Origin of the sequence: Paracoccus marinus, assembly GCF_007018965.1 — a bacterium.
Lineage (GTDB): Bacteria > Pseudomonadota > Alphaproteobacteria > Rhodobacterales > Rhodobacteraceae > Paracoccus > Paracoccus marinus.
In genome coordinates this window covers 43,384-67,740 of the sequence record NZ_VJYZ01000023.1, presented here as the reverse complement: position 1 = coordinate 67,740, position 24,357 = coordinate 43,384, and the positions used below count along the sequence as shown (strand labels likewise).

General features: G+C 71.6%; 12 protein-coding genes. 5 read left to right on the top strand and 7 right to left on the bottom strand.

Translation table 11 applies throughout. The features are described 5' to 3' along the window. Positions 1–97 precede the first annotated feature (97 nt). A complete protein-coding gene (locus tag FNF32_RS10950) occupies positions 98–3,079 on the top strand; it encodes an amino acid adenylation domain-containing protein (protein WP_131675052.1) in 2,982 nt (993 codons plus the stop codon). Here the strand turns inward: FNF32_RS10950 and FNF32_RS10945 are convergent. Continuing rightward, positions 3,063–4,562 carry a GumC family protein gene (locus FNF32_RS10945; protein WP_131675053.1) on the bottom strand — a complete coding sequence of 500 codons (1,500 nt, stop codon included), beginning with the start codon at positions 4,560–4,562 and terminating at the stop codon, positions 3,063–3,065. The two genes, FNF32_RS10950 and FNF32_RS10945, sit on opposite strands and share 17 nt — an antisense overlap. Further along, entirely contained in the window at positions 4,563–5,357 is a 795-nt protein-coding gene (locus FNF32_RS10940) for a hypothetical protein (protein WP_143796634.1), read from the bottom strand. Positions 5,358–5,464: 107 nt separating this feature from the next. On the opposite strand from FNF32_RS10940, the gene FNF32_RS10935 reads away from it, so the two are divergent. Continuing rightward, positions 5,465–6,463, top strand: a complete 999-nt coding sequence (locus FNF32_RS10935) for a glycosyltransferase family 2 protein (protein WP_131675055.1) — start codon at positions 5,465–5,467, stop codon at positions 6,461–6,463. Next, entirely contained in the window at positions 6,460–7,296 is an 837-nt protein-coding gene (locus FNF32_RS10930; RefSeq protein WP_131675056.1) for a glycosyltransferase family 2 protein, read from the top strand. Before FNF32_RS10935 ends, FNF32_RS10930 begins: the two co-directional genes overlap by 4 nt. A 14-nt stretch (positions 7,297–7,310) precedes the next feature. On the opposite strand, the gene FNF32_RS10925 is transcribed toward FNF32_RS10930, so the two are convergent. After that, positions 7,311–8,111: a hypothetical protein gene (locus tag FNF32_RS10925; protein WP_131675057.1), complete on the bottom strand. Its 801-nt coding sequence runs from the start codon at positions 8,109–8,111 to the stop codon at positions 7,311–7,313. A 256-nt stretch (positions 8,112–8,367) separates the two neighbouring features. Here FNF32_RS10925 and FNF32_RS10920 point away from each other — a divergent pair, with 256 nt between their 5' ends. After that, a complete protein-coding gene (locus tag FNF32_RS10920; RefSeq protein WP_246087790.1) occupies positions 8,368–8,994 on the top strand; it encodes a sugar transferase in 627 nt (208 codons plus the stop codon). Between the two features lie 381 nt (positions 8,995–9,375). On the opposite strand, the gene FNF32_RS10915 is transcribed toward FNF32_RS10920, so the two are convergent. Beyond that, positions 9,376–10,707, bottom strand: a complete 1,332-nt coding sequence (locus FNF32_RS10915; RefSeq protein ID WP_246087789.1) for an oligosaccharide flippase family protein — start codon at positions 10,705–10,707, stop codon at positions 9,376–9,378. Between the two features lie 101 nt (positions 10,708–10,808). Between FNF32_RS10915 and FNF32_RS10910 the strand changes: the two genes are divergently transcribed. Beyond that, entirely contained in the window at positions 10,809–12,071 is a 1,263-nt protein-coding gene (locus FNF32_RS10910; protein ID WP_246087788.1) for a glycosyltransferase, read from the top strand. Here the strand turns inward: FNF32_RS10910 and FNF32_RS10905 are convergent. The 3 genes from FNF32_RS10905 to FNF32_RS10895 are packed head-to-tail and all read right to left on the bottom strand — an operon-like array spanning position 12,068 to position 24,292. Continuing rightward, positions 12,068–16,840, bottom strand: a complete 4,773-nt coding sequence (locus FNF32_RS10905) for a MupA/Atu3671 family FMN-dependent luciferase-like monooxygenase (RefSeq protein ID WP_342778054.1) — start codon at positions 16,838–16,840, stop codon at positions 12,068–12,070. The two genes, FNF32_RS10910 and FNF32_RS10905, sit on opposite strands and share 4 nt — an antisense overlap. Beyond that, positions 16,837–17,808, bottom strand: coding sequence for a glycosyltransferase family 2 protein (locus tag FNF32_RS10900; protein WP_131675435.1), 972 nt, complete (start codon positions 17,806–17,808; stop codon positions 16,837–16,839). The genes FNF32_RS10905 and FNF32_RS10900 overlap by 4 nt, the downstream gene beginning before the upstream one ends. Before the next feature lies 1 nt (position 17,809). Continuing rightward, positions 17,810–24,292, bottom strand: a complete 6,483-nt coding sequence (locus tag FNF32_RS10895) for a type I polyketide synthase (RefSeq protein ID WP_281285670.1) — start codon at positions 24,290–24,292, stop codon at positions 17,810–17,812. Positions 24,293–24,357 lie beyond the last annotated feature (65 nt).

Here is a 24,357-nt window from a genome sequence, read left to right as displayed (position 1 = left end):
GCTTTACCGCCGGTGGTTGATTCAAACGGGTCGTTTAGCTGCGTCTGGAAGCGAATTGATTGAAGCCTGTTCCGGTTACGCCGCAACCCGCACAGGGATGCACGCGATCATCGCGGCGATCGTCGCCTGTTCGCGGTGGCTGGGCGAGGCCGAGGTTTCGATCGAGCTGCGCGCGGGCGACGCCGTCCACGCGCTGACGGCGCGGATCGCGACCAACATGACCGCCTGCGGGGTCGCGGCGCAGCTGGCCGACATGCCGGTGCCCGCATCGGGCCCGGTCGAGATCCGGGCGACCGAGGCGGCGGACCTGCCCCCGCTTTCGCTGCGCCTGGGTGGTGACGCGGCCCGGTTCGACGGGGGCGCGGGCCATCCGCTGACTGCCCTCGCCTCGGCCATCCTGCGCGACCTGGACGCGCGCCCCGACGCCGGTCTGGCAACCCTTGCCCCGGCCGCGTTCGCCCCGATCGACGGCACGATGCCCCCCGACCTGCCCGGGCGCGGCGCGCCCCTGACCGGCGGCTGCGTGGACATGACCAGCGGTGAAAGCCTGTCCGGCCCGGCGTTCGAGGGACGCGTCGCGGGCATCATGCGCACGCTGCTGGCGCACGGGATCGGCCCCGGCGCGGTCGTGGGCGTGGCGCTGCCGCGCGGCAACGCCACCGTCGCGGCCTGGGTCGCGGTGCTGCGGACCGGGGCCGCGTTCCTGCAGCTTGAACCCGACCTCGCGCCCGAACGCCGCGCGCGCATGATCGACGAGGCCGCGCCCGCGCTCGTCCTGATCCCCTCGCCCGCCGACGCCGCCCTGTTCGACGACGCGGTCGCGACCGCCGTGGTCGAGAACGCGGCCGCGCCGAGGGTGGACCTGAACACGCTGGCCGCGCCCGGCGACGACGATCCGGCCTATCTCATCTTCACCTCGGGCAGCACCGGGACGCCCAAGGCGGTGGTGATCGGGCGCGGCGCGCTGGACCACCACACCCGCGCCGCCGCCGACGCCTTTGGGCTGACCGCGCGCGACCGGGTGCTGTCCTTCGCCGCGCTCGGCTTCGACGTCGCGGTCGAGGAAATCCTGCCCACGCTGCGCGCCGGGGCCACGGTCGTGCTGCGCAGCGACGAGATGCTGGACACGCTCGACCGCTTCGTGGACGAACTTCACGCGCAGCGGATCACGGTCCTGAACATCCCCACCGCGTTCTGGCGGCTGCTGACCGCGAACCTGCACGGCTCGCTTCGCAAGCTGCCGGCCGACCTGCGGCTGGTGATCGTGGGCGGCGAACGGGTGCCCGCGGCCAGCCTTGAGAAGTGGCGGCAGGTCGCGCCGAACGTCACCTTCATGAACGGCTACGGCCCGACCGAGACGACCGCGACCGCCACCATCCACGTCGACCGGGGCGATCCGCTCGACTGGGACAGCGTGCCGATCGGCGGCCCGCTTGGCGCGGCGCGGCTTGCGGTTCTGGCCCCCGACGGGTCGCCCGCGCCGCAAGGGCGGCCGGGGGAGCTGTGGATCGGCGGGCCGGGGGTGGGGCTTGGCTATCTCAAGCGGCCCGACCAGACGGCCGAGCGGTTCCGCGCGCTGCCGGGCGCGATCGACAGGCCCGACGGACAGCGCTGGTTCCGCACCGGGGACCGGGTGCAGCAGGCGGGCGGGGGCGAACTCGTCTATCTCGACCGCATCGACCGGCAGCTGAAGCTGAGCGGCTACCGGATCGAGCCCGCGGGGATCGAGGCGTCGCTGTCGCGCCTGCCCGGCGTGACCGAGGCGCATGTAGCCGCTCACGCCGACGTGCTGGTGGCCTGGGTCGCGGGCACCGCCGACGAACAGGCGGTTCGCGCGGTCCTGCGCGCCGAACTGCCGCCGGCGATGTCGCCTCGCGTCGTGCTGCTGCCCGACATGCCGCGCAACGAACGCGGCAAGCTCGACACCGCCGCGCTGCGCAAGCTGGCCGCCGCCGGAACGCGCGCGGCCGAGGTTGCCGCCCGCCCGACCGATCCGGCGGTAGAGACGGTGGCGCGGATCATGGGCGACCTGTTGCAGCAAAAGCCGCTCCATCCCGACCAGTCGTTCTTCGATCAGGGCGGCAACTCGCTGCTGGCGATCGAACTGTCCGAGCGGCTGGCGGGACTGTTCGGCCGCCGCCCCACCCTGCCCGCGATCTACAACCAGCCGACGCCGTCGGCGCTTGCGCGCATCCTGCAGGCGGGCGACGCGGCGTCGGACGAGCGGCTGGTGGCGATCCAGCCGCATGGCGACGGGATCCCGCTGCTGGCGCTGCACGTGCTGGGGACGAACGCCAACTATTACCGCCCGCTCGCCCAGGCGCTGGGGACCGGGCACCCGGTCTGGGGGCTGACCGTCGGGCTGTTGACCGCCGAGACGCCGACCGAGGTGACCGACCTCGCCGATCTGTACCTGCGCCAGATTCAGCAGTTCCGCCCGACCGGGCCGGTGGCGATCGCGGGCATTTCGCTTGGCGGGCACGTCGCCTACGAGGTCGCGGTGCGGCTGCGCCGCGCGGGCCGAGACGTGCGGATGCTGGCGCTTCTGGATACCGAGGGGCCGGGCCTGCAGCGCCGCGCGTCGCTGGACGAGCGGGTGCGGCGGCTGGTGAACCGGTTCCGCGACAATACGCGCGGGGCGCTGCGCCACTATGCCGTGGCGGCCCGGGACGAGGCGCAGCTGGGCGTGGGGCTGCTGCGGATCCACCTGCGTCGCCTGACGGGTCGGCGGCTGGAGCGGCCCTTGCTGGCGGATTTCGTCGCGGCCAACGTCGCCTCGGTCGCGGCCTACCGGCCGCCTGTCTATCCCGGCCGCGTGGTCGTGTTCGCCGCGAACGATGAACTGGGCGAGGCCGAGCGGGCGGGTCTGTCGGCGCTAGGCTGGAAGCCGGTCTGCCCCGACCTGCGCTTCACCGCGGTGCCGGGCGACCATCTGGGGATCATGGAACAGCCGGGCGTCGCGCATATCGCCCGCGTGATCGTCGAGGAACTGCGCGAGCCGCGCCCGGTCCCGGCCGCTGCGGGACCCGCCGCCGCGAAGGTCGCGGAGATCGGCCAGTCCCTCAGCGCTGCGCGGTGACGACCGCGGTTTCGCCGTCCTCGCCTTTCTCACGGCTCAGGTAGATCTGCGTGCCTGCCACCGCCGCCACGGCGAGAATGGCGACCGCGATGCCGTAGCGCACCGACTGCCGGGCGCGGGTGGCGGCCGACTGGATCTGCGGCACCGCCGCGATCGGGACGACGCCGAGCTTGCGTTCCACCGCGGCGGCGGTCCGCAATACAGGCCGCCGCGCCTCGAGCAGGAAGATGACGGCGAAGGCGACCGCCAGGCTGACCGCCACGCCCAGCACCAGCACGCGCTTGCGGCTTGAGCTGAGCGCGAAGGACGGGGCCCGCGCTTCCTCCAGCACGACCATGTTGCCCTGCGTGCGGTTGTCCTGCAGCGACTGCCGGCTTTGCGCCTGGGCAAGTTGCAGCGCCACGTCGGACAGCTGCTGGACCAGCTGGCCCTGGCGCCGCTGGAAGCCCGCGAGTTCCTGTTCGACCAGCGGCGCGCGTTCCAGCGCCGAGTCGATTTCCTGCTGCCGGGTCGCGATCGTCTGTTTCTGTTCTTCCAGCGCGCTGCGCTGCGATTCGATCAGCGCCACCTCGCGGCCCGACTGCGACACCGGCAAGGCCGTGCCGCTGGCGCGGATCGACGCGATCTCGTTTTCGATCCGCGTGATCTCGGGGTGGCCTTCGGGCAGAAGGCGCTTGGTCCGCGTCAGATCCGAGCTGAGGCGGGCAAGCCGCGACGCGACGGTCAAGTCGGCATCGTCGGGGTCCGGTTCCTCGGCCCGCACCTGCGCGGCCAGCTGGTCGCGTTCCAGTTCCAGCGCCTGGCGGTCGAGTTCAAGCTGAAGCTCGCGCAGCTGCGCCTGTTCGCTTCGCAGCGCCTCGGCCGCCTCCGGCAGCGATTCCTCATTGGCGTTCTTGACCTCGCCGATCTGGGAATCGATCCGTTCCAGCTCTTCGCTCAGCCGCCGGGATTCGCCGTTGAGGAACGTCAGCGCCTCTTGCGTGCCGCGGGTGCGTTCCTCGCGGTCCTGCGCCATCAGGCTGGCGGCAAGGTCGTTGGCCACCTGCGCCGCCTGCTGCGGATTGCCGGCCTTGCTGGAAATCAGCAGCGCCGAAACCTCGCGCCCGCCGTCGCCTGCCGCGCCGCCGCCCGCCGAATCGATCAGGCTGATGCGGTTGCTGTCGCGGAACGCGAACAGGCGGTCGTCGTCCGACATGCCGGGGCTGTCGGCGAACAACCCGTGTTTCTGGATCAGCGCGAACACGTTGTCGCGCCGCATCAGCTGCTGTTCGATCACCTGCAGGCGCTGCGCCTGCGCGGCGGGGTTGTCGCCCGCAAGGCCGGTGTTGCGAAGCTGGATCAGCGTCGCCGCCTCGAACACCGCGGGCTGCGACAGGGCGTTCACGAGCGCCAGAAGCGAGCCCACGGCCAGGATCAGCGCGAACGGCACGATCCGCCGCCTGAGCATCGAGATGACGTCGCGCAGGGAACCGATCGGGCCCATTCAGACCTCCGCCTCGACCATGACGACGCCGAGGATCGGCGGCCCGTCCTCGTTCAGGCGATCGCAGGTTTTCAGATCGCCCGGCACGGTCGTCGTTCCATCGGCCACCATCAGCAGCGTGTGGGCCAGCGGCAGCCCCGCAAGGCCCGCATCCCCTTCCAGCATCGGCGGCAACAGCAGCAGCGTCACGTCGGGCGCGAGCCCCGCGATCAGCGCCGACAGGGCGGACGCGGCGCGCGGTTCCTGCAGCGTTTCGCCCGCCAGCGCGTCGGGCACGGCATTGCCGAGAAAGGCGAGGTTGCCGCCGAAGCGCGTGACCGCGGGCAGCAGGTCCAGGCCACCGCGCAGCGCCGCGCCGAGTTCGGGCGCGCGGCCGACGCCCAGCGCCAGCGCCAGCCGGGGCATGTGCAGGTCAAGGTCCACGAGCAGCACCCGCAGGCTGGGCCGCCGCGCCAGGCTGAAGGCGAGGTTCGCGGCCGCGAAGGCGGCGGCGGGGCGGTTGCGGGGCTGGGTCAGGCCGATCCGGGACCAGCCGCGTTCCTCGGTCGTGGCGAGCATCCGCGTGCGCAGCACGTCGAACTGCTGGCCGGCCACGGACTGCGGCGCGGAAACGGCAGGCAGCCGCCTGAGCAGCGCGGGCACAGCCGGCAGGCTGCGGGCCGGGACGGCGGACCAGTCGGCGGCACGATGCAGATCGCGGGGCACGTCATGGGGCCGATCGCCGCGCGCCGGGACGGGTGCAGCGGAAAACGGCACGGGCGGAGAAAGCTCGGGCAAGGTCGCGGTTCTGGCCATGGGAAATGAACGGGGTGCGCGGGCCTGCGGGACCGCGGTGACGGGCTGACTTTGGCATGATACGATCATCGCCGGACCCAACACAACACCGGCTCGCAACGCAGTTTATGCAGATTTCCGACGAACCCGACGGCGCCGCCCCGGCCGCTTCCGTCCTTGGCGCCGTCGCCATCGGCCGGAACGAGGGCGCGCGCCTGCTGGCCTGCCTCAGCTCCCTTCGCGGCCGCGTGGACCGGCTTGTCTATGTCGATTCCGGCTCGTCCGACGGCAGCGTCGAGGCGGCGCGCGCGCTTGGGGCCGAGGTCGTGCAGCTTGACCTTGCACGCCCCTTCACCGCCGCCCGCGCCCGCAACGCCGGTTTCGCCGCGCTGATGGAAACGGGCGCGCGGCGGCCCGACCTCGTGCAGTTCGTCGATGGCGATTGCGAGGTCGTCGAAGGCTGGATCGAACACGCGGCCGCGCGGCTGGACGCCGACCCGGGCCTTGCGGCGGTCGCCGGCCGCAGGCGCGAACGGTACCCCGACGCCAGCCGCTACAACCGCCTGATCGACGCCGAATGGGCGACCCCGGTCGGACCCGCGCGCGCCATCGGCGGCGACGGGATGCTGCGCGCCGACGCGCTTGCGGCGATCGGTGGCTACCGCGAGGACCTGATCGCCGGCGAAGAACCCGAAATGTGCCTGCGCCTGATCCGCAAGGGCTGGCGGATCGAGCGGCTGGACGCCGAGATGACGCGCCACGACGCGGCCCTGATGCGGTTCGGCCAGTGGTGGACGCGCGCCCGCCGCGCGGGTCACGCCTTTGCCGAAGGGGCGGCGCTGCACGGGCGCGGGCCGGAACGCCATTGGGTCGCCGAAACCCGCCGCGCGCTGCTGTGGGGCGCGGCCCTGCCCGCGGGCGCGGTCGCAGGCGCGTTCCTGACGCCTGCGGCGGCGGCGCTGCTGCTGGCCTATCCCCTGCAGATCGCGCGGCTGTCGCGGCGGATGGGGGTCGAACGGGCCGCCTTCACCACGCTCGGCAAGCTGCCCGAGGCGATGGGCGCGATCGAATACCATCTGCGGCGCACGCGCCTTGGCCGCCCGCGCGGGCTGATCGAATACAAATGACCGCACCCCGCCTCAGCATCATCATCCCCGCCTGCAACGAGGAAGCGCGTATCGGCGGCTGCCTGCGGTCGATCCTTGACCAGGGCGGCGTCGCCGACGGGGCGTTGCAGGTGGTCGCGGTGCCGAACGGCTGCCGCGACGATACCGCCGGCGTCGCGCGCGGGTTCGCCGCCGACTTCGCGCGCCGGGGCTGGTCGATCGACGTGGTGGAGCTTGCGACCGGCGGCAAGCTTGCCGCGCTGAACGCGGGCGACGACCGGGCGCGCGCCTCCGCGCGGCTGTATCTGGACGCCGACATCGTGCTGGGGCCCTACCTGATCGCGCGGCTGCTTACGGCGCTGGACCGCCCCGGCGCCGTCTATGCCGGTGCCCGTCTGCAGGTCGCGCCGACCGCGTCGGGCGTGTCGCGCCGCTATGCCCGGTTCTGGCAGTCGCTTCCCTTTATTACGCGTGGCGTTTCGGGGGCGGGGCTGTTTGCCGTCAACGCCGCGGGCCGCGCGCGCTGGGGCCGGTTCCCGGCGATCATCGCCGACGACGCCTTTGTGCGCGGCCAGTTCGCCCCGTCCGAACGGGTGCTGGTCGATGCGACCTATAGCTGGCCGATCAGCGAGGGGTTCGGCGCCCTGGTGCGCGTGCGCGGGCGGCAGGACGACGGGATGCGAGAGCTTGCGCGCCTGCACCCCGAGCTGATGGGCAACTTTACGGACCGTCCCGACCGGGCCGAGATCCGCAGGCTTGCGGCGGCGGACCCGCTGGGGTTCGCCACCTATGCGGGCGTGAACCTCGCGACCCGGCTGCGGCGGCAGCGCGGCGGCTGGGTCCGCAACCGCTAGGCGAATTACAGCCGTTATTGCGGAGCCGGTGCAATGCCGTTTTCAACTGCTTCTCGTGCGATCGTTTGCAACTTTAAGGCGAGTTCCGGCGGCGGCGCAACAAAAGGCTGCTCATATTGCTTGTAGAGCTGATGCGGCAGTCCGGCCGGATCATTTCCCGTCAATGCCGCATATTGGACCATCGCGATGAAATAGAACCCCAGGTCGTTGGGGTGAATGTCGTCGCTGAAGAGCTGGTGGATGTCGGTGATTCCCGGCACCTCGCCCGCCGCGATCGCGTCCGACAGCCGCGCCATCGCCGCACCGCCCGGAATGATTCGCACCTCGACGCCCGCGCGGCGGGAAGCTGATTCGGCCGCCTCTTCCCACATCGCGCGTTCGGACACGAGGCGCTCGCGCCAGGGCAGCGCGCCGTCGGTGTCGTAGGGGATTTCCTTGCCGCTGCCGCTGTCGATGTTCGGCCAGGTCTCGTAAAGCCAGACCTGCTCGACCCCGTTTTCCTTGGCGAGTTTGGCCCAATTCCCCAAGTATCGCGCGGTATCGTGCCAGCGGACCGCGTTTTTCAGCGGGATCTGCTCCGTCAGGATGACGGCATCAACCCCTCCGTCGGCGATGAAGGCGCGGCCGTCGACGCCCTCGGCGGTTTCATGATCCTTCCAGTTCAGTTCCAGCGGAGAGCCGCCGATGATCTGGTACTCGACTTGCGAATCAGGGGGCAAAACTGATTCGACCATCTGCGGCATGTCCTGTCCGACGAGGCTGTGACCGACGAACAGCACCTTCAGCGAATCAGTCAGCACACTTGAGAGAAGCATTTCAGCACCTTCTACTATCGTAAAAGTTGAAAGGTGCGAATCGCACCTATCTAAAAGGGCAACACCTTCACCCTATTTCTTCGTTCACCGGCCTCGACGGTAATATTTTACTTCACCAAGGGGAATGTCCGGGCGTAATACGACCGCACCGCCACGTTGGGTATTTTAGTAAACTTGCGGTTAAAGAGGTCCGCCCATCATGATGAGTCAACTAGACCTGCATCCTTCCTCGGCCGCGCAAAACCGTGCTGGCGTGATGGAAAGCAGTCCGCTGTCAGGTCTTTACCGGCGCTCGGGCAAGCGCGCTCTGGACGTGGCACTCGTCCTCGCCGCGGCGCCCTTCGTGCTGCTGGTCGTCGCCATTCTGGCGGCGATCGTTAGCTGCGACGGCTCCAACCCGTTCTACACGCAGAAGCGCGTGGGCATGGGTGGCCGCATCTTCCGCTTGTGGAAGCTTCGCAGCATGGTTCCCGACGCGGATGCGCGCCTTGCCAGCCACCTGGCACGGAACGAGGAAGCGCGGATCGAATGGGCGGAAACCCAGAAGCTGCGGAACGACCCCCGGATTACCCCGTTCGGTCGCTTCCTGCGCCGCAGCTCGATGGACGAACTGCCCCAACTGTTCAACGTCCTGAATGGCGACATGAGCCTTGTCGGCCCGCGTCCCATGATGGTCGAGCAGCAGTCACTGTACTCCGGTACCGACTACTTCCTGCTGAAACCGGGCCTGACGGGGCTGTGGCAGGTGTCCGAGCGTAACGGCACCACCTTCGCCGCCCGCGCCGGCTATGACGCGGAATACAACCGCGTCCTTTCGCTCGCCACCGACCTTCAGACGATCCGCCAGACGGCTGCGGTGGTCATGCGAGGAACGGGCGTTTGATCGCCTGACAGGACCGTCAGACCCATCACGCCCGGGGCCGTTCGTTGAGGATGGCCCCGGGTTTCCGCTTTTCTCGGGGATAAGCGCGCGCACCACCCCCATCCCGACCAGAACAACAGCGCCGACGGCCACATAGGCGGCCGCGCCCCAAAGGGCGCCCGCATGCCAGCCGACCGCCGCCGCCGCGATGGCCGCGGCACCGACGGGTAGAAGTAGCCATGGTGCAGTCACGGTGGTGGATCCCAACAGCACTTGTCCTTTGGGACAGATTATGCGTGTCCAATAGTTAATGATATATTAACGATCGCCGGATCTTCGGCATGGGCGAACCACCGCCTATGGCGGCGGACGCGCGCCGACGTCGAAAACTTTTCCGTCATCTCAGGCGAGTGCCCAGGCCACCGCCACAACCACAAGGCCAGCCGCCGTGAGGATCAGGTCGGTCTTCGGCGACCAGGACCTGTAGTGGCGGGCGACGGCGACGGTGACCGGGTACAGAATCACCCCGGCCGCCGCCTGACCGGCCAGCGCGCCGTACAGCCCCTGATAATGCGCCCCTATCAGCAGGCAGGCGATGTACACCGCCGCGCGGACGGTCTGCACGACGAACAGCCGGCGTGAATCGCCATGCGCCAGCGGCACCGCCTCGTACCCCAGCGTCACCAGCGCCGGGATCTGGATCAGCGCGATCAGCATCACGAGATGCCCGGCCATCTCGTAACGCGGATCGTACAGCACCCCGACCAGCCAGTTGCCGCCAAGCGCCAGCATCGCCACGCAGGCGATCAGGAACAGGTTCAGGCGCAGCCGCACGCGGGCGATCTGGCGCGCGTTCGCGGGCGACTCGCCCGGCGGCACGTCGCGGTACAGCGGGATGAACAGCCGCCCCGCGATCGCCTGCCCCAGAAGCGACGGCACGCTGCCCAGGAAATACGCGATGTTGTAGATGCCAAGCTCGTCGAGCGTCAGATAGGCGCCCAGCACCAGCCGGTCGCCCTGAAAGATCAGGAACCCCGCGATGGTGCTGAGGAATATCCAGCGGCCAAAGCTCATCAGCTCGGCCATCGGCCCCTTGGCGATGCGGAAGCGGTTGCGGTGCCCGGGCAGCCCGACATGCATGACCACGACGCTGAGCGCGGTGCCAAGCACCCCGCCGATCACCAGCGCCCACACCGATTGCCAGATCAGCGCCAGCACCACGGTGATCGCGATCCCGCCCGCCTGCGTCAGCAGTTCGAGCGCCGTCAGCCGCCCGACCAGCAAGTGGCGCAGCGCGGTATCGACGCGGGTGGGCATCAGCCCGCCCAGGATCAGCGACAGCGCCGCGACCGGGAACGCCTCGGCGAAGATCGGCTCGCCGTAGAACCAGGCGACCGGCCAGGCGGCGACCGCCGCAACCAGCCACAGCACCCCGCCGCGGATGGCCTGCACGCTCCACACCGTGTCGAGGAACTCGGGCTCGTCGCCATGCGCGCTTTTCTGGATCGCGGGGCCGGTGCCCATGTCGCTGAACATGGTCAGCCCCATCACCAGCGCGTTGACGAGCGCCATGGTCCCGAACGCCTCGGGCACCAGAAGGCGGGTCAGGATCAGGTTCGACGCAAGCCGCATCGCCTGCGCACCGACATAGCCGAAGGTGGTCCAGGTCGAGCTTCGGAAGGCGCGCCCGCCAAGGCTGTCCTTGCGCCAGAACGTGAACAGTCGGGAAATCAATTGCGCGCAACCCTTCGGCTTTGCATCGCTGCGGGGAAAATCTGCATCTGTATGGACATTGCCCGGCCCCGACGCCAACCTGAAAACGCCCCAGATCGAGGATGACGATGAGTTTCGGCGACCGTCCTGCAACCGGCTCGGCCAACGGGCCTGCGGTCGGCTACGTCGTGAACACCTATCCCCGCCCGTCCCACAGCTTCATCCGGCGCGAGATCCGCGCGTTGGAGGCGGCGGGCTGGACAATCCACCGCTTCGCCATGCGCGGCGACGAAGCCGCGCTGGTCGATCCCGACGACATCGCCGAACACGCGCGGACCGAACATGTCCTGCAGGCGGGCACGGGGCGGCTGGGGCGCGACCTTGCGCGCGCCGCCGCCCGCGATCCGGCGGCCGCGCGCGCCGTGATGGCCGCCGCCCGCGCGGGCGGGGCGCGGCACCTGGCCTATGTCGCCGAGGCGGCGCGGGTGGCCGAACGGGTGCGGGCGCTGGGGATCGGGCACCTGCACGCGCATTTCGGCACCAATTCGACCGACGTGGCGCGCTATGCCGCCCGGCTTGCGGGCATCGGCTACAGCTTCACCACCCACGGCCCCGAGGAGTTCGACGCCCCCCGCGCCCTGCGCCTGGGCGACAAGATCGCGGACGCCCGCTTTGCCGTGGCGATCAGCCATTACGGCCGCAGCCAGCTGTGCCGCTGGGTGGGTCACGGCCACTGGGACCGCATCCACGTCGTTCATTGCGGGATCGAGCCCGCGCGCTTTCCCGCCCCCCCGCCGCTGCCCGCGATGGGGCCGTTGCGGCTGGTCGCGATCGGCCGCTTCGCCGAGCAGAAGGGGCACCTGGCGCTGCTGCCCGCGCTGGCTGTGGCGCGGCGGCAGGCCGACATCCACCTGACGCTGGTCGGCGACGGCGAGATGCGCCCCGAGATCGAGGGGCTGATCGCCGCCCACGGCCTTGGCCCGCATGTCACCCTGACCGGCTGGCTGGACGAGGCGGGCGTGCGCGGGAAGCTCGCCGAAGGCCACGCGCTGGTCCTGCCGAGTTTTGCCGAAGGGCTGCCGATGGTGGTGATGGAGGCGATGGCGCAGGGCCGCCCCGCACTCGCCACCGCCATCGCCGGCGTGCCGGAACTGGTGATCCCCGGCGACACCGGCTGGCTGGTCCCCGCGGGCGACGAGGGTGCGCTGGCCGAAGCGATGGTCGCGCTGGCCGGAACGCCGGTCGAGCGGCTGATCGCGATGGGGCTTGCCGGCCGCGCGCGCGTCCTGGCGCAGCACGATGTGGCGGCCGAGGCCGAGAAACTCGGCCGCCTGTTCAGCGCGGCCTGCGGCCCGGCCGCGCGCGGGCCGCACGCGCAGGCCTAAAGATCCCGCCCCTGCTGGCGCAGCGCCCGCCGCCGCGCCATCGCGTCGGACTGGGTGGAGGCCGCCGGGGCCGGAGCAGCAGCCGCAGCCGGGGCGGGCTGGGAGGGCGCCGGTTGCGGGCCCGGCTGCCCTGTCGCCTGTTGCGGTACCGGCGCCGGTTGCGCGGCGGCCTGCCGGGGCCGCGACGCGCCGCCCACATGGGCGGCAAAGTCGGCCAGCACCGGAAAGCGGAAGATGTCGGTGATCGACAGACGCGGCAGGTCCAGTTCCGACTTCATCGCGCGATGCACCTGCACGGCCAGCAGCGAATGCCCGCCAAGCGCGAAGAAGCTGTCGCGCGGCCCGACCCGGTCCAGCCCCAGGGTGCGCGCCCAGATCGCGCCGACCTGAGATTCGAACGCCGCCGGATCGCGCGGCTGCGGGCCGTCCACCTGCCCCGCGCCATGCGCGGGCGCGGCGGGAACGGCGGGTGCCGTGGCCGGGGCGGGCGTGCGCGGCGCGCTTGCCACCGCCGCCGGCAGGTCCATCCGCGCCAGCGTCTTGCGGTCGATCTTGCGGTTCGGCGTCAGCGGCATTTCCGGCAGCACGACGACGCGCGACGGCACCATCACCTCGGGCAGCACCTCGCGCAGGGCGGTCCGCAGCGCACCGCCGTCCAGATCGCCCGCGCCGGTCGCAAACGCCACCAGCGCCACGAGCCCCGCCTGATCGGTGCGGGCGACGACCACCGCCTCGCGCACCCCCGGCTGGCCTTCCAGCCGCGCCTCGATCTCGCCCAGTTCGATCCGGTGGCCGCGCAGCTTCACCTGGCTGTCCACGCGGCCCAGGAACTCGGGCACGCCGTCGTCGGTCCAGCGGACCAGATCGCCGGTGCGGTACATCCGCGCGCCGCCGCCCGCGAACGGGTCGGGCCGGAACGCGGCGTCGGTCAGGTCGGGGCGGTTCCAGTAGCCGCGCACGACCCCCGCGCCGCCGATCCACAATTCGCCCGCGACGCCCGGCGGCATCAGCCGCCCGCCGTCGTCCAGGACATACAGCGTCGTGTTGGCGATGGGCCGCCCCAGCGTCACCCGCCCGCCGCCGTCACCCAGATCGGCGGTCGTGGACCAGATCGTCGTCTCGGTCGGGCCGTACATGTTCAGGATGCGGGCACGGGTCAGGTCGCGCAGTTCCGCCAGCAGGGCGGGCGGCAGCGCCTCGCCCCCGAGCATCAGCGTCTGCAGCCCGCCGATGGCCCGCGCCGCGGTCGGATCGGCGACCAGCAGACGCGCCATGCTGGGCGTGCATTGCAAATGCGTGACCTTGTGGCGCCGCACCTGCGCGGCGATGGAAAAGTCGTCCTTCGCGGGCCCGGCCTCGGCATTCACCCGCGCGACCACATCGGCCAGCGGCCGCAGCGCGTCCAGCACCGTCGCGGTCGGGATGCCGTAGTCGATCAGACAGGCGATCTCGGTCACGCCGATCTCGCGGATTTCGGCCACGCGGGCGAGCGCGTCGTCCACCGTCCCGAACAGCCCGCTGTCGTTGAAGTAGCGCAGGAAGGCGAAGTCGAGGATCCCCTCCATCTCGTCGTCCGACAGCGCGCTGAGGTCGATGGCGTTCGCATCCTGCACGCCCGCCGGTTTCTTGAACGCGGGAAAGGCCCAGGCGTACTGCTTCACCAGCCCCGCGGCGGCGCGCAGATAGTCCTTCATCGGGCCGCGCGCGGTCTCTTCCGCCTCGTCGCGGGTGGCGGCGAGATAGGTGTGCAGCATCAGCGTGACGGTGAAGTCGGCCGGGTCGTGCCCCGCCTCGCGCAGCGCCGCGTGGTATTCGGTGATCCGCTGCCTCACGTCGGCGACGCTTTGCCCCAGAAGATGCGTGAGGACGTTCGCGCCGTGCCGCCCGGCCTCGGCCCAGGTCTGCGGGCTGCCCGCGACGGTGACCCAGATCGGAACCTCTTTCGACACCGGGCGGGGCTGGGTGACGACGCCGTGCATCGCCCCGGTGGCGGTCGGAAACTCGACCTTTTCGCCGCGCCACAGGCGGCGGATCTGGTCGATGGCCACGAACATCGCTGTCTTGTTCACGGGCGGCGTGTTCTCGGGCCGCAAGACGAAGTCGTCCGGCTGCCAGCCCGAGGCGATGGCGAGGCCGGTGCGCCCGTTCGTCAGGTTGTCGATGACCGCCCATTCCTCGGCGATCCGGGCCGGGTGGTGCAGGGGTGCCACGCAGCTGCCCGCGCGGACCGAGAGGTTGCGGGTAACGGCGGCCACGGCCGCGCCCGTCACCGACGGGTTCGGATAAGGGCCGCCGAAGGCGTGGAAGTGGCGTTCCGGCGTCCAGACCGCCTTGAAGCCATGGGCGTCGGCGAACTTGGCCCCTTCCAGCAGCAGGTCGTACTTGCGCGGGCCGACCCCGTCATCGTTGCCCCAGTAGAACAGGCTGAAGTCCATCGCGCCGCCCGCGCCCGCCCCGTCCGAGGTGCCGCCGACCGCCGCCTTCATCGCGTCGCCCGCCAGCACCACGGTCACGCCGCGCGAGAGGGTCCAGAAGATTTCCAGCACCGAGATGTCGAACGACAGGCTCGTCACCGCCATCCAGACGTCGCCCGCCTTGTGCGGGATGCGGTCGTCCATGCCGGCAAAGAAGTTCGCGGCGTTCCGATGCTCGACCATCACCCCCTTGGGCGTCCCGGTCGAGCCGGAGGTGTAGATGAGGTAGGCCAGGTTCTCGGCCTGCGCGCGATCCTCGGGCGGGGTGGCGGGCGCGGCCGCGACGCTTGCGTCGTCGAACGCGATGACGCGCGCCGCGTTGGCGGGCAGCTGACCGGTCAGGCCCGCGTCCGACAGGATCACCGCCGCGCCGGAATCCGCGATGTAATGCGCGATCCGGTCGGCCGGATAGCCGGGGTCCAGCGGCACGTAGGCGCCGCCCGCCTTCAGGATGCCGATCGCGCCCGCGATCAGGTCAGGGCCGCGCGCGGCGAACAGCCCGACCGGCTGGTCGGGGCCCACGCCCGCCGCGACCAGCGCATGCGCGATCCGGTTCGCCCGCGCGTCGAGCTCGGCGAAGGTGAGCTTGCGATCCTCGAACACCAGCGCGGTGGCGTCGGGGGTCAGCGCCGCCTGCGCCGCAAAGGCCGCGTGCATGGTCTGGGGCTGATGCGCCTTCGCGGTGTCGTTCCAGGGGCCAAGGATGCGGGCGCGGTCCTCGTCCGTCACCAGCTCGGCCGCGCGCAAGGCGGTGCCGCCCGCACCCGCCAGCCGCGCCATCAGCCGACCCAGCGCCGCGACGGTCCGCGCCGACAGGCGGGCCGCGTCAAAGGTCAGGACCAGCCGGTCGGCCGCGCCGTCGGGCAGGTGCAGAACCAGCCCGCGCCCGTCGCCCTTGACACCCGCAGGCGCGACAGCGGCGACCGGACGCGTCATGGCGGCAAGCTCGGGCATTCGCAGCGGCAGGTCCGACAGCCAGCCCGCGCCGTCGAGCGCCTGCCGCGCCTGCGCGACCTGCGCCGCGAGGCCGTCCAGCGTCAGGCCGGCATCGCCCGCATCGACGTGCAGCGGCACCCAGTCCGAGACATAGCCGGGCGCCGGGGTGTGGCGCAGGAGGGCGAGGTCGTGCGCGTCCAGATCGGCCGCCCGCGACAGCGCCGCGGCGAACAGGGCCGTGGCCTCGTCCGCGGACACCGGACGGGGCAGCGCGACCTCGCTGTCCTGCGGGGTGGCGGGGCCGTCATGGGGGGTCGCGTCCAGCACGGCGGCCGTCATCGCGATCAGCCGCTTGCGCCAGAACCCTTCGCGCGCGGCCGCGCCTGCCACCGCGTCGTCAAGCGCCTGCGCCTCGGCCCCGGCGGGTGAGGGCAGCACCCGGCCCGGCGACAGCGACGGCCGATCGTCCCGGCCGTCGGCGGGGACCAGCGCGTCCAGCCGCACCGCGCCGTCCGCGCAGGCGACCACGATCGCCTGATCCTCGCGCGACAGGATCGTGCCCGGCGCGCCTTTTCCCGCCGCGCCCTCGCCCGCCGCGCCATTGCCCGGCACGACCTCGGCCGCGCCGACGGCGATCACCCGCCCGTCCAGCGCGATCTTGGGCGTCAGCAGCGGGTTCGCATAGGGCCCGTGGTCAAGGCCCCGGACCAGCGCGACAAGCTCGGCGGCGGGCCGGCCGAAATCCAGCCGCCCCGCCGCCGCGGGCCGCTTGGCGCGTTCGAACAGGGTGCGCCGCGACAGGTCCTGCGCGGTGCCGGGAGCGTCGGTTTCCAGCAACCCCAGCAGCTCGGCGAAACTGCCCTGCCCCGCCTCCCACGCCTTGGCGTTCAGGGTCAGGGCGGTATCCTCGGCCTCGATGGCGAAGTCGCGCTGGACCAGCACCCGGCCCTCGTCGATCCCGCCCTCGATGCGGTGCCAGGTGATCCCGTGCCGCGTCTCGCCCGCGATCCGGGCCCAAGCGGGCGCGTTCAGCCCCGCATAGGCGGGAAGCGGGCCGTCATGGAAGTTGACCCCGCCCTTGCACGCCAGCCCCAGCACCGCGTCGGGCACCAGGTTCAGGTTGGCGATGCTCAGCACCCAGTCGACCGAGTTGCCCGCCAGAGCCCCGACCAGCGACCCGTCCCGCAGCGCGGCCGGCGCGTGGACCGCGATCCCGGCATCCCGTGCCCAGGCGGCAGTGCCGGCGTGGCGCGTCACGACCGCGGCGATGCGGTGGCCACGGGCGCGCGCGATCTCGCCGCACTCACGGGTCAGGGATTCGTTGCCGATCAGCAGCAGGTCGAGGGGCGTCATGGTCATCTCTTGCGTCGGTTGCCGGGGCCGGAGGAACGTCGAAGCGGAACCAGGCCGCGGCTGGCCACGGCGCGCAGCCCGCCCGCCGGGCGATCGTCGCGCCGCCCCAGCTTGGCGCGCAGCAGGAACAGCCAGCCGCCGCCCAGATGGGCCAGGTTCGCCGCAACCGCGCCGACCGGCCCCAGGTTCTTGCGGAAGTAATACTGCCGCGAATCGTACCAGTAGCCCGGGCGCGGGGTCAGGTCCTTGATCCCGGTCGAGACCGAGCCGATGTGCTCGACCACGCTTTCGGGCACGTAATGCGTGGGCCAGCCCGCATGCGCCGCGCGGCGGCACAGGTCGGTTTCCTCGTAATACAGGAAGAACGTCTCGTCGAAGCCGCCGATCTGGTCCAGCACCGACCGCCGCATCATCAGGCTGGCGCCCGCCGCCCAGTCCACCGGCCCCGCCGTTTCCGGCACCGGCATGCTGACGAGATGGCGGCGCAGGACCTTGGTCACCGGACCCGTGCGCGCCGGCCCCTCGAACTCGCTCGCGACCGAGGGAAAGCGGAACGCGGTCTCGTGCAGCACCCCGTCCTCGCCCATGATCCGGCTGCCCGCGAAGCCCACGCCGGGATGCGCGTCCAGGTAGTCGCGCAGGGCCCGGATCGCGTCGGGTTCGGGAAACGCGTCGGAATTGAGCAGATAGACGTAGTCCGGCACCCGCCCGTCCGACAGCGGGTCGAACATCGCCACGTTGTTGCCCGCGCCGAAGCCGCCGTTGCGCCCCGACTGCACCACCCGCACATCCGCAAGGCCCGCATCGGCGACGTAGCCCGAGATCTGTTCGTAGCTGCCGTCGCCGGAATCGTTGTCGACGACGGTGATCTGGCCCTTGATCCCCTTCATCGCCGCCACCGCGTGGTCGAGCGAGCGGATCGTCATCACCGCCGTGCGCCAGTTCAGAATGATGGTGTGAACGCTGCCCGCCATGTCACGCGGCCCCTTTCAAGATCTTTCGCGCGCCCGCATCGACGGCGGCGAGTTCCTGCGCGATCCGCGACGACAGGATGCGGACCGACGGCTCCAGCACCATCGAGTCGTGATCGCCCGGCACCTCTGACACCTTGAGCTGCGGCAGCCACGGGCCCCAGTCGTTGTCGGCGGTCACATATTCGCGCGCGGTGCTGACCCAGCGGTCGCCCGACACCTTCCAGCGCCGGTCGAGCCGGGGGCGGTACAACGTCACCGGCCCGTCCCAGCGCCGCATCTCGAATCCCGGCAGCCCGGCCAGGAACGCCGCGTGGACCGCGTCGTTGTGGAAGCTTTGCGCGCCGACCTGGGCGGGCGCCTGCGCGCGGCGGCGCAGTTCGCGCTGCCAGTCGCGGCGCTTGCGGATGTATTCCGTCACGAACCCGGCCTTCTGTTCGCGCATCTCGCCCATGCGGATCATCAGCCGGTCGCGCCGCGACAGCGCCGGCCGCATCGGGATCGGCGTGTCGAGCATGACCAGGTGCCCCACCTCGTCGCCCGCGGCCTCAAGCTGCCGCGCGATTTCCAACGCCGTAAGGCCGCCGCCGGAAAAGCCGCCGATCAGCCACGGACCCTCGGGCTGGACCTGCCGCATCTCGGCGATGCAGCTTGCCGCGGCCTCGGCAAAGCTTTCATGCGGCGCGTCCTCGCCGTAAAGCCCGCGCGCCTGCAGGCCATAGACGGGGCGCTGCGCCGACAGCCGCTGCGCCAGCGAGCGCAGGTTCAGGACGTTGCCGAACATGCCCGCGACGATGAAGAACGGCAGCCCGCCGCCGGGGGGGCCTGCGTTCATCGGGACCAGGTGGGTAAAGCGCGACGCGGGCGTGGCGGACACGAGGCGCGGGCGTTCGGGCGCATCCGCGCCTAGGCCTGCGGCCCGTTCTCCAGCAGCCGCCCCCTCGCCCGCCGCCGGGTCGATACCGGTTTCGGCGACGATCCGTTCGGCCAGCCGGGCGATCGTCGCCGCCTCGAACAGGGTCGAAATCGGCAGGTCGGCGCCGTAGCTGCGCCGGATCATCGCAAACAGGCGCACCGCCAGCAGCGAGTGCCCGCCAAGATCGAAGAAGCTGTCCTCGACCCCCACGGCCTGCACCCCCAGCAACTCGCGCCAGTAACCGGCGAGGGCGCGTTCAAGATCGTTTCGCGGCTCGACCATCGCGGTGTCGAGGTCGGGGCGTTCAAAGCTCGCCGCGCCGTCGGTGCCGGTGGCGCGGGTGTCGGCAAGCGCGTCTGCCTCGGCCACCAAGGCGGACAGGTCCATGCTGGACACGGCGACGACGGGGCGGCCGGCGGCCAGCGCGCGGCGCAGCGCCTCGGGCCCGTCGGCGCGGGGGATGCCCTGGGACAGCGCGCGGGCAAGGCGGCGGCGGCCGGGGTCCTGCGCCGCCTCGATGCCGGGGTCGCGGACCAGCTGCCCGGCAGGCGCCGCCGCGTCGAAGCCGCGTTCCAGGCGGCGCAGCGTCAGCCCCTCGGCCTCGACCAGCACCTCGCCCGAGGGCGCGGCGATGGTGATGTCGAAGCGCGCGAACCCGTCCTCGGCGCGGTTGCGGTCGGCGTTGCGGACCCAGCTCAGCACCTCGGCCGGCAGGGGCGCGCGCACCGTGACGCGGCCATAGGAAACCGGCACCCACACGGTCTGCGGTGACCAGCCTTCAATCAATTCCATGGCCCAGCCGGTCGCGATGTCCATCAGCGCCGGGTGCAACAGCCAGCCCGCATCCAGATCGGGCAGCGCGTGGTCGGGCAGCACCAGCCGCGCCAGCCCCTCGCCCTCACCCAGCGCATAGCTGCGAAGGACGCGCCAGCGCGGGCCGAAATCCAGCACCTCTTCCTGCGCCGACCGCATCGGATGGCCGCGATCCGCGACCGTGCGCGGCATCCGCGCGGCCAGCGCCGCCGGGTCGATCCGGTCCAGCGCGCCCGCATCCGCGCCGACGATCCGGCCGGTCGCGGTCCGCAGGCGCACCCCGTCCTCGTCGGTCGCGGCCAGCACGTCGAAACGCCGCCCGTCGCCCTGCGCGGTCAGCGTGACGCGCAGCGCCCGGGGCCGCCCCTCGTCCACGGTGAAGGGGCTGAGGAAGGTCACGTCCTCCAGCGCATAAGGAATGCGGCCGTTTCCGGCCGCGACCGCCTGCGCGGCGAGCTCCAGAACGCCGGTGCCGGGCAGCAGCGCCCCGCCGCCGTCGCGCAGCCGGTGTTCGTCGATGACCCAGTCCGCGGTGGACAGGCTGCCGTCGAAGCTGACCCCTCCCGCCCCGTCGGTGCGGCTGGAAAGAAGCGGCGATCCCGCGACCCTGCTGCGCGCGCCCTCGCCCGCGCCCGCAAGGGCGGCGGCGGCCATCCCGGTGTCGGCCCAGATGCCCCAGTCGATCGCGACCGTGCGCCCGAAGGCGTGCGGCTGGCCCGCGGCCACCGCGTTCAGGTATTCGTTCGCGGCCACGTAATCGACCTGCCCCGCCGGCGCGATCGCCGTGCTGGTGGACGAGAACAGGACCGCGAGCGTCAGCGGTTTCGCCGCGAACACGTCCATCAGCGCGCGGGTGCCGTGCAGCTTTGCGGCCAGCACGTCCTCGACCCCGCGCTCGGTCTTGGTCAGCAGCGGCGCGTCGTCCACCAGCCCCGCCGCGTGCAGCAGCACGTCGATCCGGCCCAGGCGGCGCTCGACCTCGGCCACGGCGGCGGCGAGGGATTCGCGGTCGGCCACGTCGCCCGCGACCGCCACCACCTCGGCCCCCTCGGCCCGAAGATCGCGCAGCGCCGCCAGCCTGCGCCCGGTCGCCGACAGCGGATCGGTGGCGATGACGCGGTCCCAATCGGCCTCGGGCGGCAGGGGGGAACGCGACAGCAGCGCAAGCTTGCAGCCCCGCCGCCGGGCAAGGTCACCGCCAAGCGTCAGACCGATGCCGCCCAGGCCGCCGGTTATCAGGACAACCGCGCCCTGCGGCACGTCGGCGGCCGCGCCGCCAGTCCTACCGTCAGCCCCCAGCGGCGAGCGCACCCAACTACGGGCAAAGCGCCGCCCGGCGCGCCAGGCGGCGACGCGCGGGCCGCCCTGCGACAGCAGATCCTCGGCCAGCCGGTCGGCGCGGTCGTCTGGCCCCGGCCGCAGACGGCCGGGCGCGTCGATATCGACCAGCCGCGCGTCCAGCCAGTCCATCTCGCGCGGGCCGACGCCCACCGGGCCCAGCGCCAGCGCGTTTTCCGGGAACGGCACCGCCTCGTCCGCCACGCCCAGCGCGCCGGTCGTGACCACCACCAGGTCCAGCGGCTTTTCCGCGCCCTCGTCGGCCAGCGCCTGCAGAAGATACAGCAGGCTGTAGAACCCCTGCTCCATATGCCGGTGCAGCAGGCTGGACCCGGCGCGCGCGGTCTTGCGCGGATCGGACAGCCACAGATGCGCGACCCTGTCGGGCAGGCGGTTCTGAAGCATCAGCGCCGCGACCAGCAGGTCCACGTCCGCGCGGCCCAGTTCGGGCGAGATCTGGAACCGGTCGGGGCCAAGCTCGGCATAGCCGTCGCCCGCCACCACCTCGACCACCTGCTGCCCGGCGGCGCGCAGCCGGGCGACCACGCCGTCGCCCAGACCCCCCTCGTCCACGAAGACGAGCCAGCTTGCCTCGGATGCGGCGACCGGGCGGCCGTCCGCGCCGATCTCGACATCGGGCGCGCTTTGCCGCCAGGCGGGGCGCCAGCCCCAGTCGGCGATGTCGTCGGCGCGGGTCGGGGGTTCGGCGGCCGCATCCTCGATCCGCGGCGCGGCCGGTTCGATGAAGTAGCGCCGGCTTTGAAAGGCATAGGTCGGCAGCGGCACCCGGTTGCGCGGCCCCTCGCCCCAGAGCGGGGTCCAGTCCACCGGCGCGCCCACGGCCCAAAGCCGGCCGAGCGCGGTCACGAACCATTCGTCGTCGGCGATCGCATGGTCGCGGTGGCGCAGCGCGCTGACGACGCGGTTCGCGGCCACCCCGTTCGCCTGGCTCAGCGCGCTCATCGCGCGGCCCGGTCCCATCTCGACGATCACGCGCGCGGGGTCGTCCTTCAGCGTGGCGGCGCAGGCGGCGAAATCGACCGTGCCGCGCAGATGCTGGACCCAGTATTCGGGGTCGGTCGCCTGCTCGGCCGTCAGCCACGCGCCGCTGCGGTTCGACACCACCGGGATCGCCGGCGCGGAAAGCGGGATCGACCGCAGGAAGGCGCGCCATTCGTCCAGGATCGGGTCGAGCATCCGCGAATGCGCGGCGATGTCGATGGCGATGCGCTGACACTCGATCCCGCGTTCGGTGAGCGTGGCCTGCAGCGCGTCCAGCCGGTCCACAGGCCCGGACACGACGCTGAGCGCGGGGCCGTTGACGGCGGCGAGGTCGAGCCCCTCGCCCCCGATGGCGGCGGCTTCGGCCATCGCCTCGGCCGCGGGCAGCGACACGCTGAGCATGCCGCCCGGCGGAACCCGGTCGAACAATTGCCCGCGCAGCAGCACCAGCCGGACCCCGTCGCGGAACCCGAACACGCCGGCAAGGCAGGCGGCGGTGTTTTCGCCCATGCTGTGCCCGCCCAGCGCCGACGGCTGGACACCCCACGACATGAACAGCTTCGCCAGCGCGTATTCGACGATGAAGAGCAGCGGCAGCTGGATCGACGGGCGCTTGAGCGCGGCGTCGGCATCGGCCTCGGCACCCTTTTCGGGCAGCCACAGCGGGCGCGGATCGGTGCCCGTCAGCTCGGTCAGGATCGCGAGGCCCTGGTCCATCCAGTCGCGGAACTCGGGCTCGGTCGCGTAAAGATCGCGCGCCATCCCCGCGTATTGCGCGCCGCCGCCGGGGAACATGAAGGCGACCGACGGCTCGGCCGCACCGGGAACCAGGTCGTGGCTGAAGACGCGGCGCGTATCCTCGGCCCCGAGCAGGTCGGCGGCGTGGGTCGCGTCGCGGGCGACCAGCACCCGGCGCTTGTCGAAGTGGCGGCGCCCTTCCTTGAGCGTCCACGCGACATCCGCGAGGTTCGCCTGCGGGTTCGCGCGCAGATGCGCGGCCAACGCCGCGGCGTTCCCGTCAAGCGCCGCGCGGCTGCGGCCCGACAGGACCAGCAGCTGGAACGGCCAGTCGGATTCGGCCCCTTCCCCCCGCTCGGGCGCCCTTTCCACCACCGCATGCGCGTTGGTGCCGCCGACGCCCAGCGAGTTCACCGCCGCGCGCGCGGGCCGGCCGCGATCCGGGAACGGCGTCAGCGCGTCGTTCACGCTGAAGGGCGAGGCGTCGAAGTCGATGACCGGATTCGGCGCCTCGTAGTTCAGGCTGGGCGGCATCTGCCCGTGGTGCAGCGCCAGCGCGACCTTGATGAGGCTGACGCCCCCCGCCGCCGTATCCAGGTGGCCGATGTTGGTCTTGACCGACCCGATCCGCGCCACTGCTTGCCCGCGCGCCGTGCGGTCAAAGGCATCGGTCAGGGCCGCGACCTCGATCGGATCGCCCAGCGCAGTGCCGGTGCCGTGGCATTCGACATAGTCGATGCCGTCCGCGCCGACGCCAGCCGCCGCGTGCGCCTGCACGATCGCCTGCGCCTGCCCGCCGACGCTGGGGGCGAGGTAGCCCGCCTTGTCCGCCCCGTCGTTGTTGACCGCCGTGCCCTTGATGACCGCCCAGATGTGGTCGCGGTCGCGCACCGCATCGTCCAGGCGGCGCAGCATCACGACCGCCGCGCCGCTGCCGAAGACCGTGCCCTCGGCCCGATGGTCGAAGGCGTGGCAGTGGCCGTCGGGCGACAGGATCTCGTTGGGGTTGAAGACGTAGCCGCGCCCGTGCGGCAGCTCGATCGTGACGCCGCCCGCCAGCGCCGCGTCGCATTCGCCGTTCAGAAGCGACTGGCACGCCTGATGCACCGCGACGAGCGAGGTGGAACACGCCGTCTGCACGTTCACGGACGGGCCGCGCAGGTCGAAGACGTGGCTGACGCGGGTGGCGAGGAAGTCCTTGTCGTTGCCGGTGTGGCGCAGAAGGAACGTGCCGGTCCCGTCCACGAGGTCGCGGTTCGACATGACGTTGACGTAGAAATAGCTGCCCATCCCGCAGCCGCCGAAGACGCCCACCGGACCCAGGCTTTCGGGCGTGTGGCCCGCATCCTCGATCGCCTGCCAGCAGCATTCCAGGAACTTGCGGTGCTGCGGGTCCATGATCGCCGCGTCCTTCGGGCTGAGCCCGAAGAACTCGGCGTCGAAATGGTCGAACCCGTCCAGGATCGCGGCGGCGGGGACATAACGCGGATCGGCCAGGCGCGCGGGCGATTCCCCTCGTTCGCGCAGCTGCTCGGGCGAAAGCCGGGTGATCGATTCAACCCCGTCGCGCAGGTTGGTCCAGAAATCCGCGACGTTCAGCGCGCCAGGCACCTGAAGCGCCATGCCGACGATCGCGATGTCGCCGACGGAATCGGAAGAAAACGAAGAATCAAGCGTCACCGGAGGCACCGCGCATGAAAGATCGGGAACAGACAGCGTAAGCAAGGTAGCGGCACGGCAATATT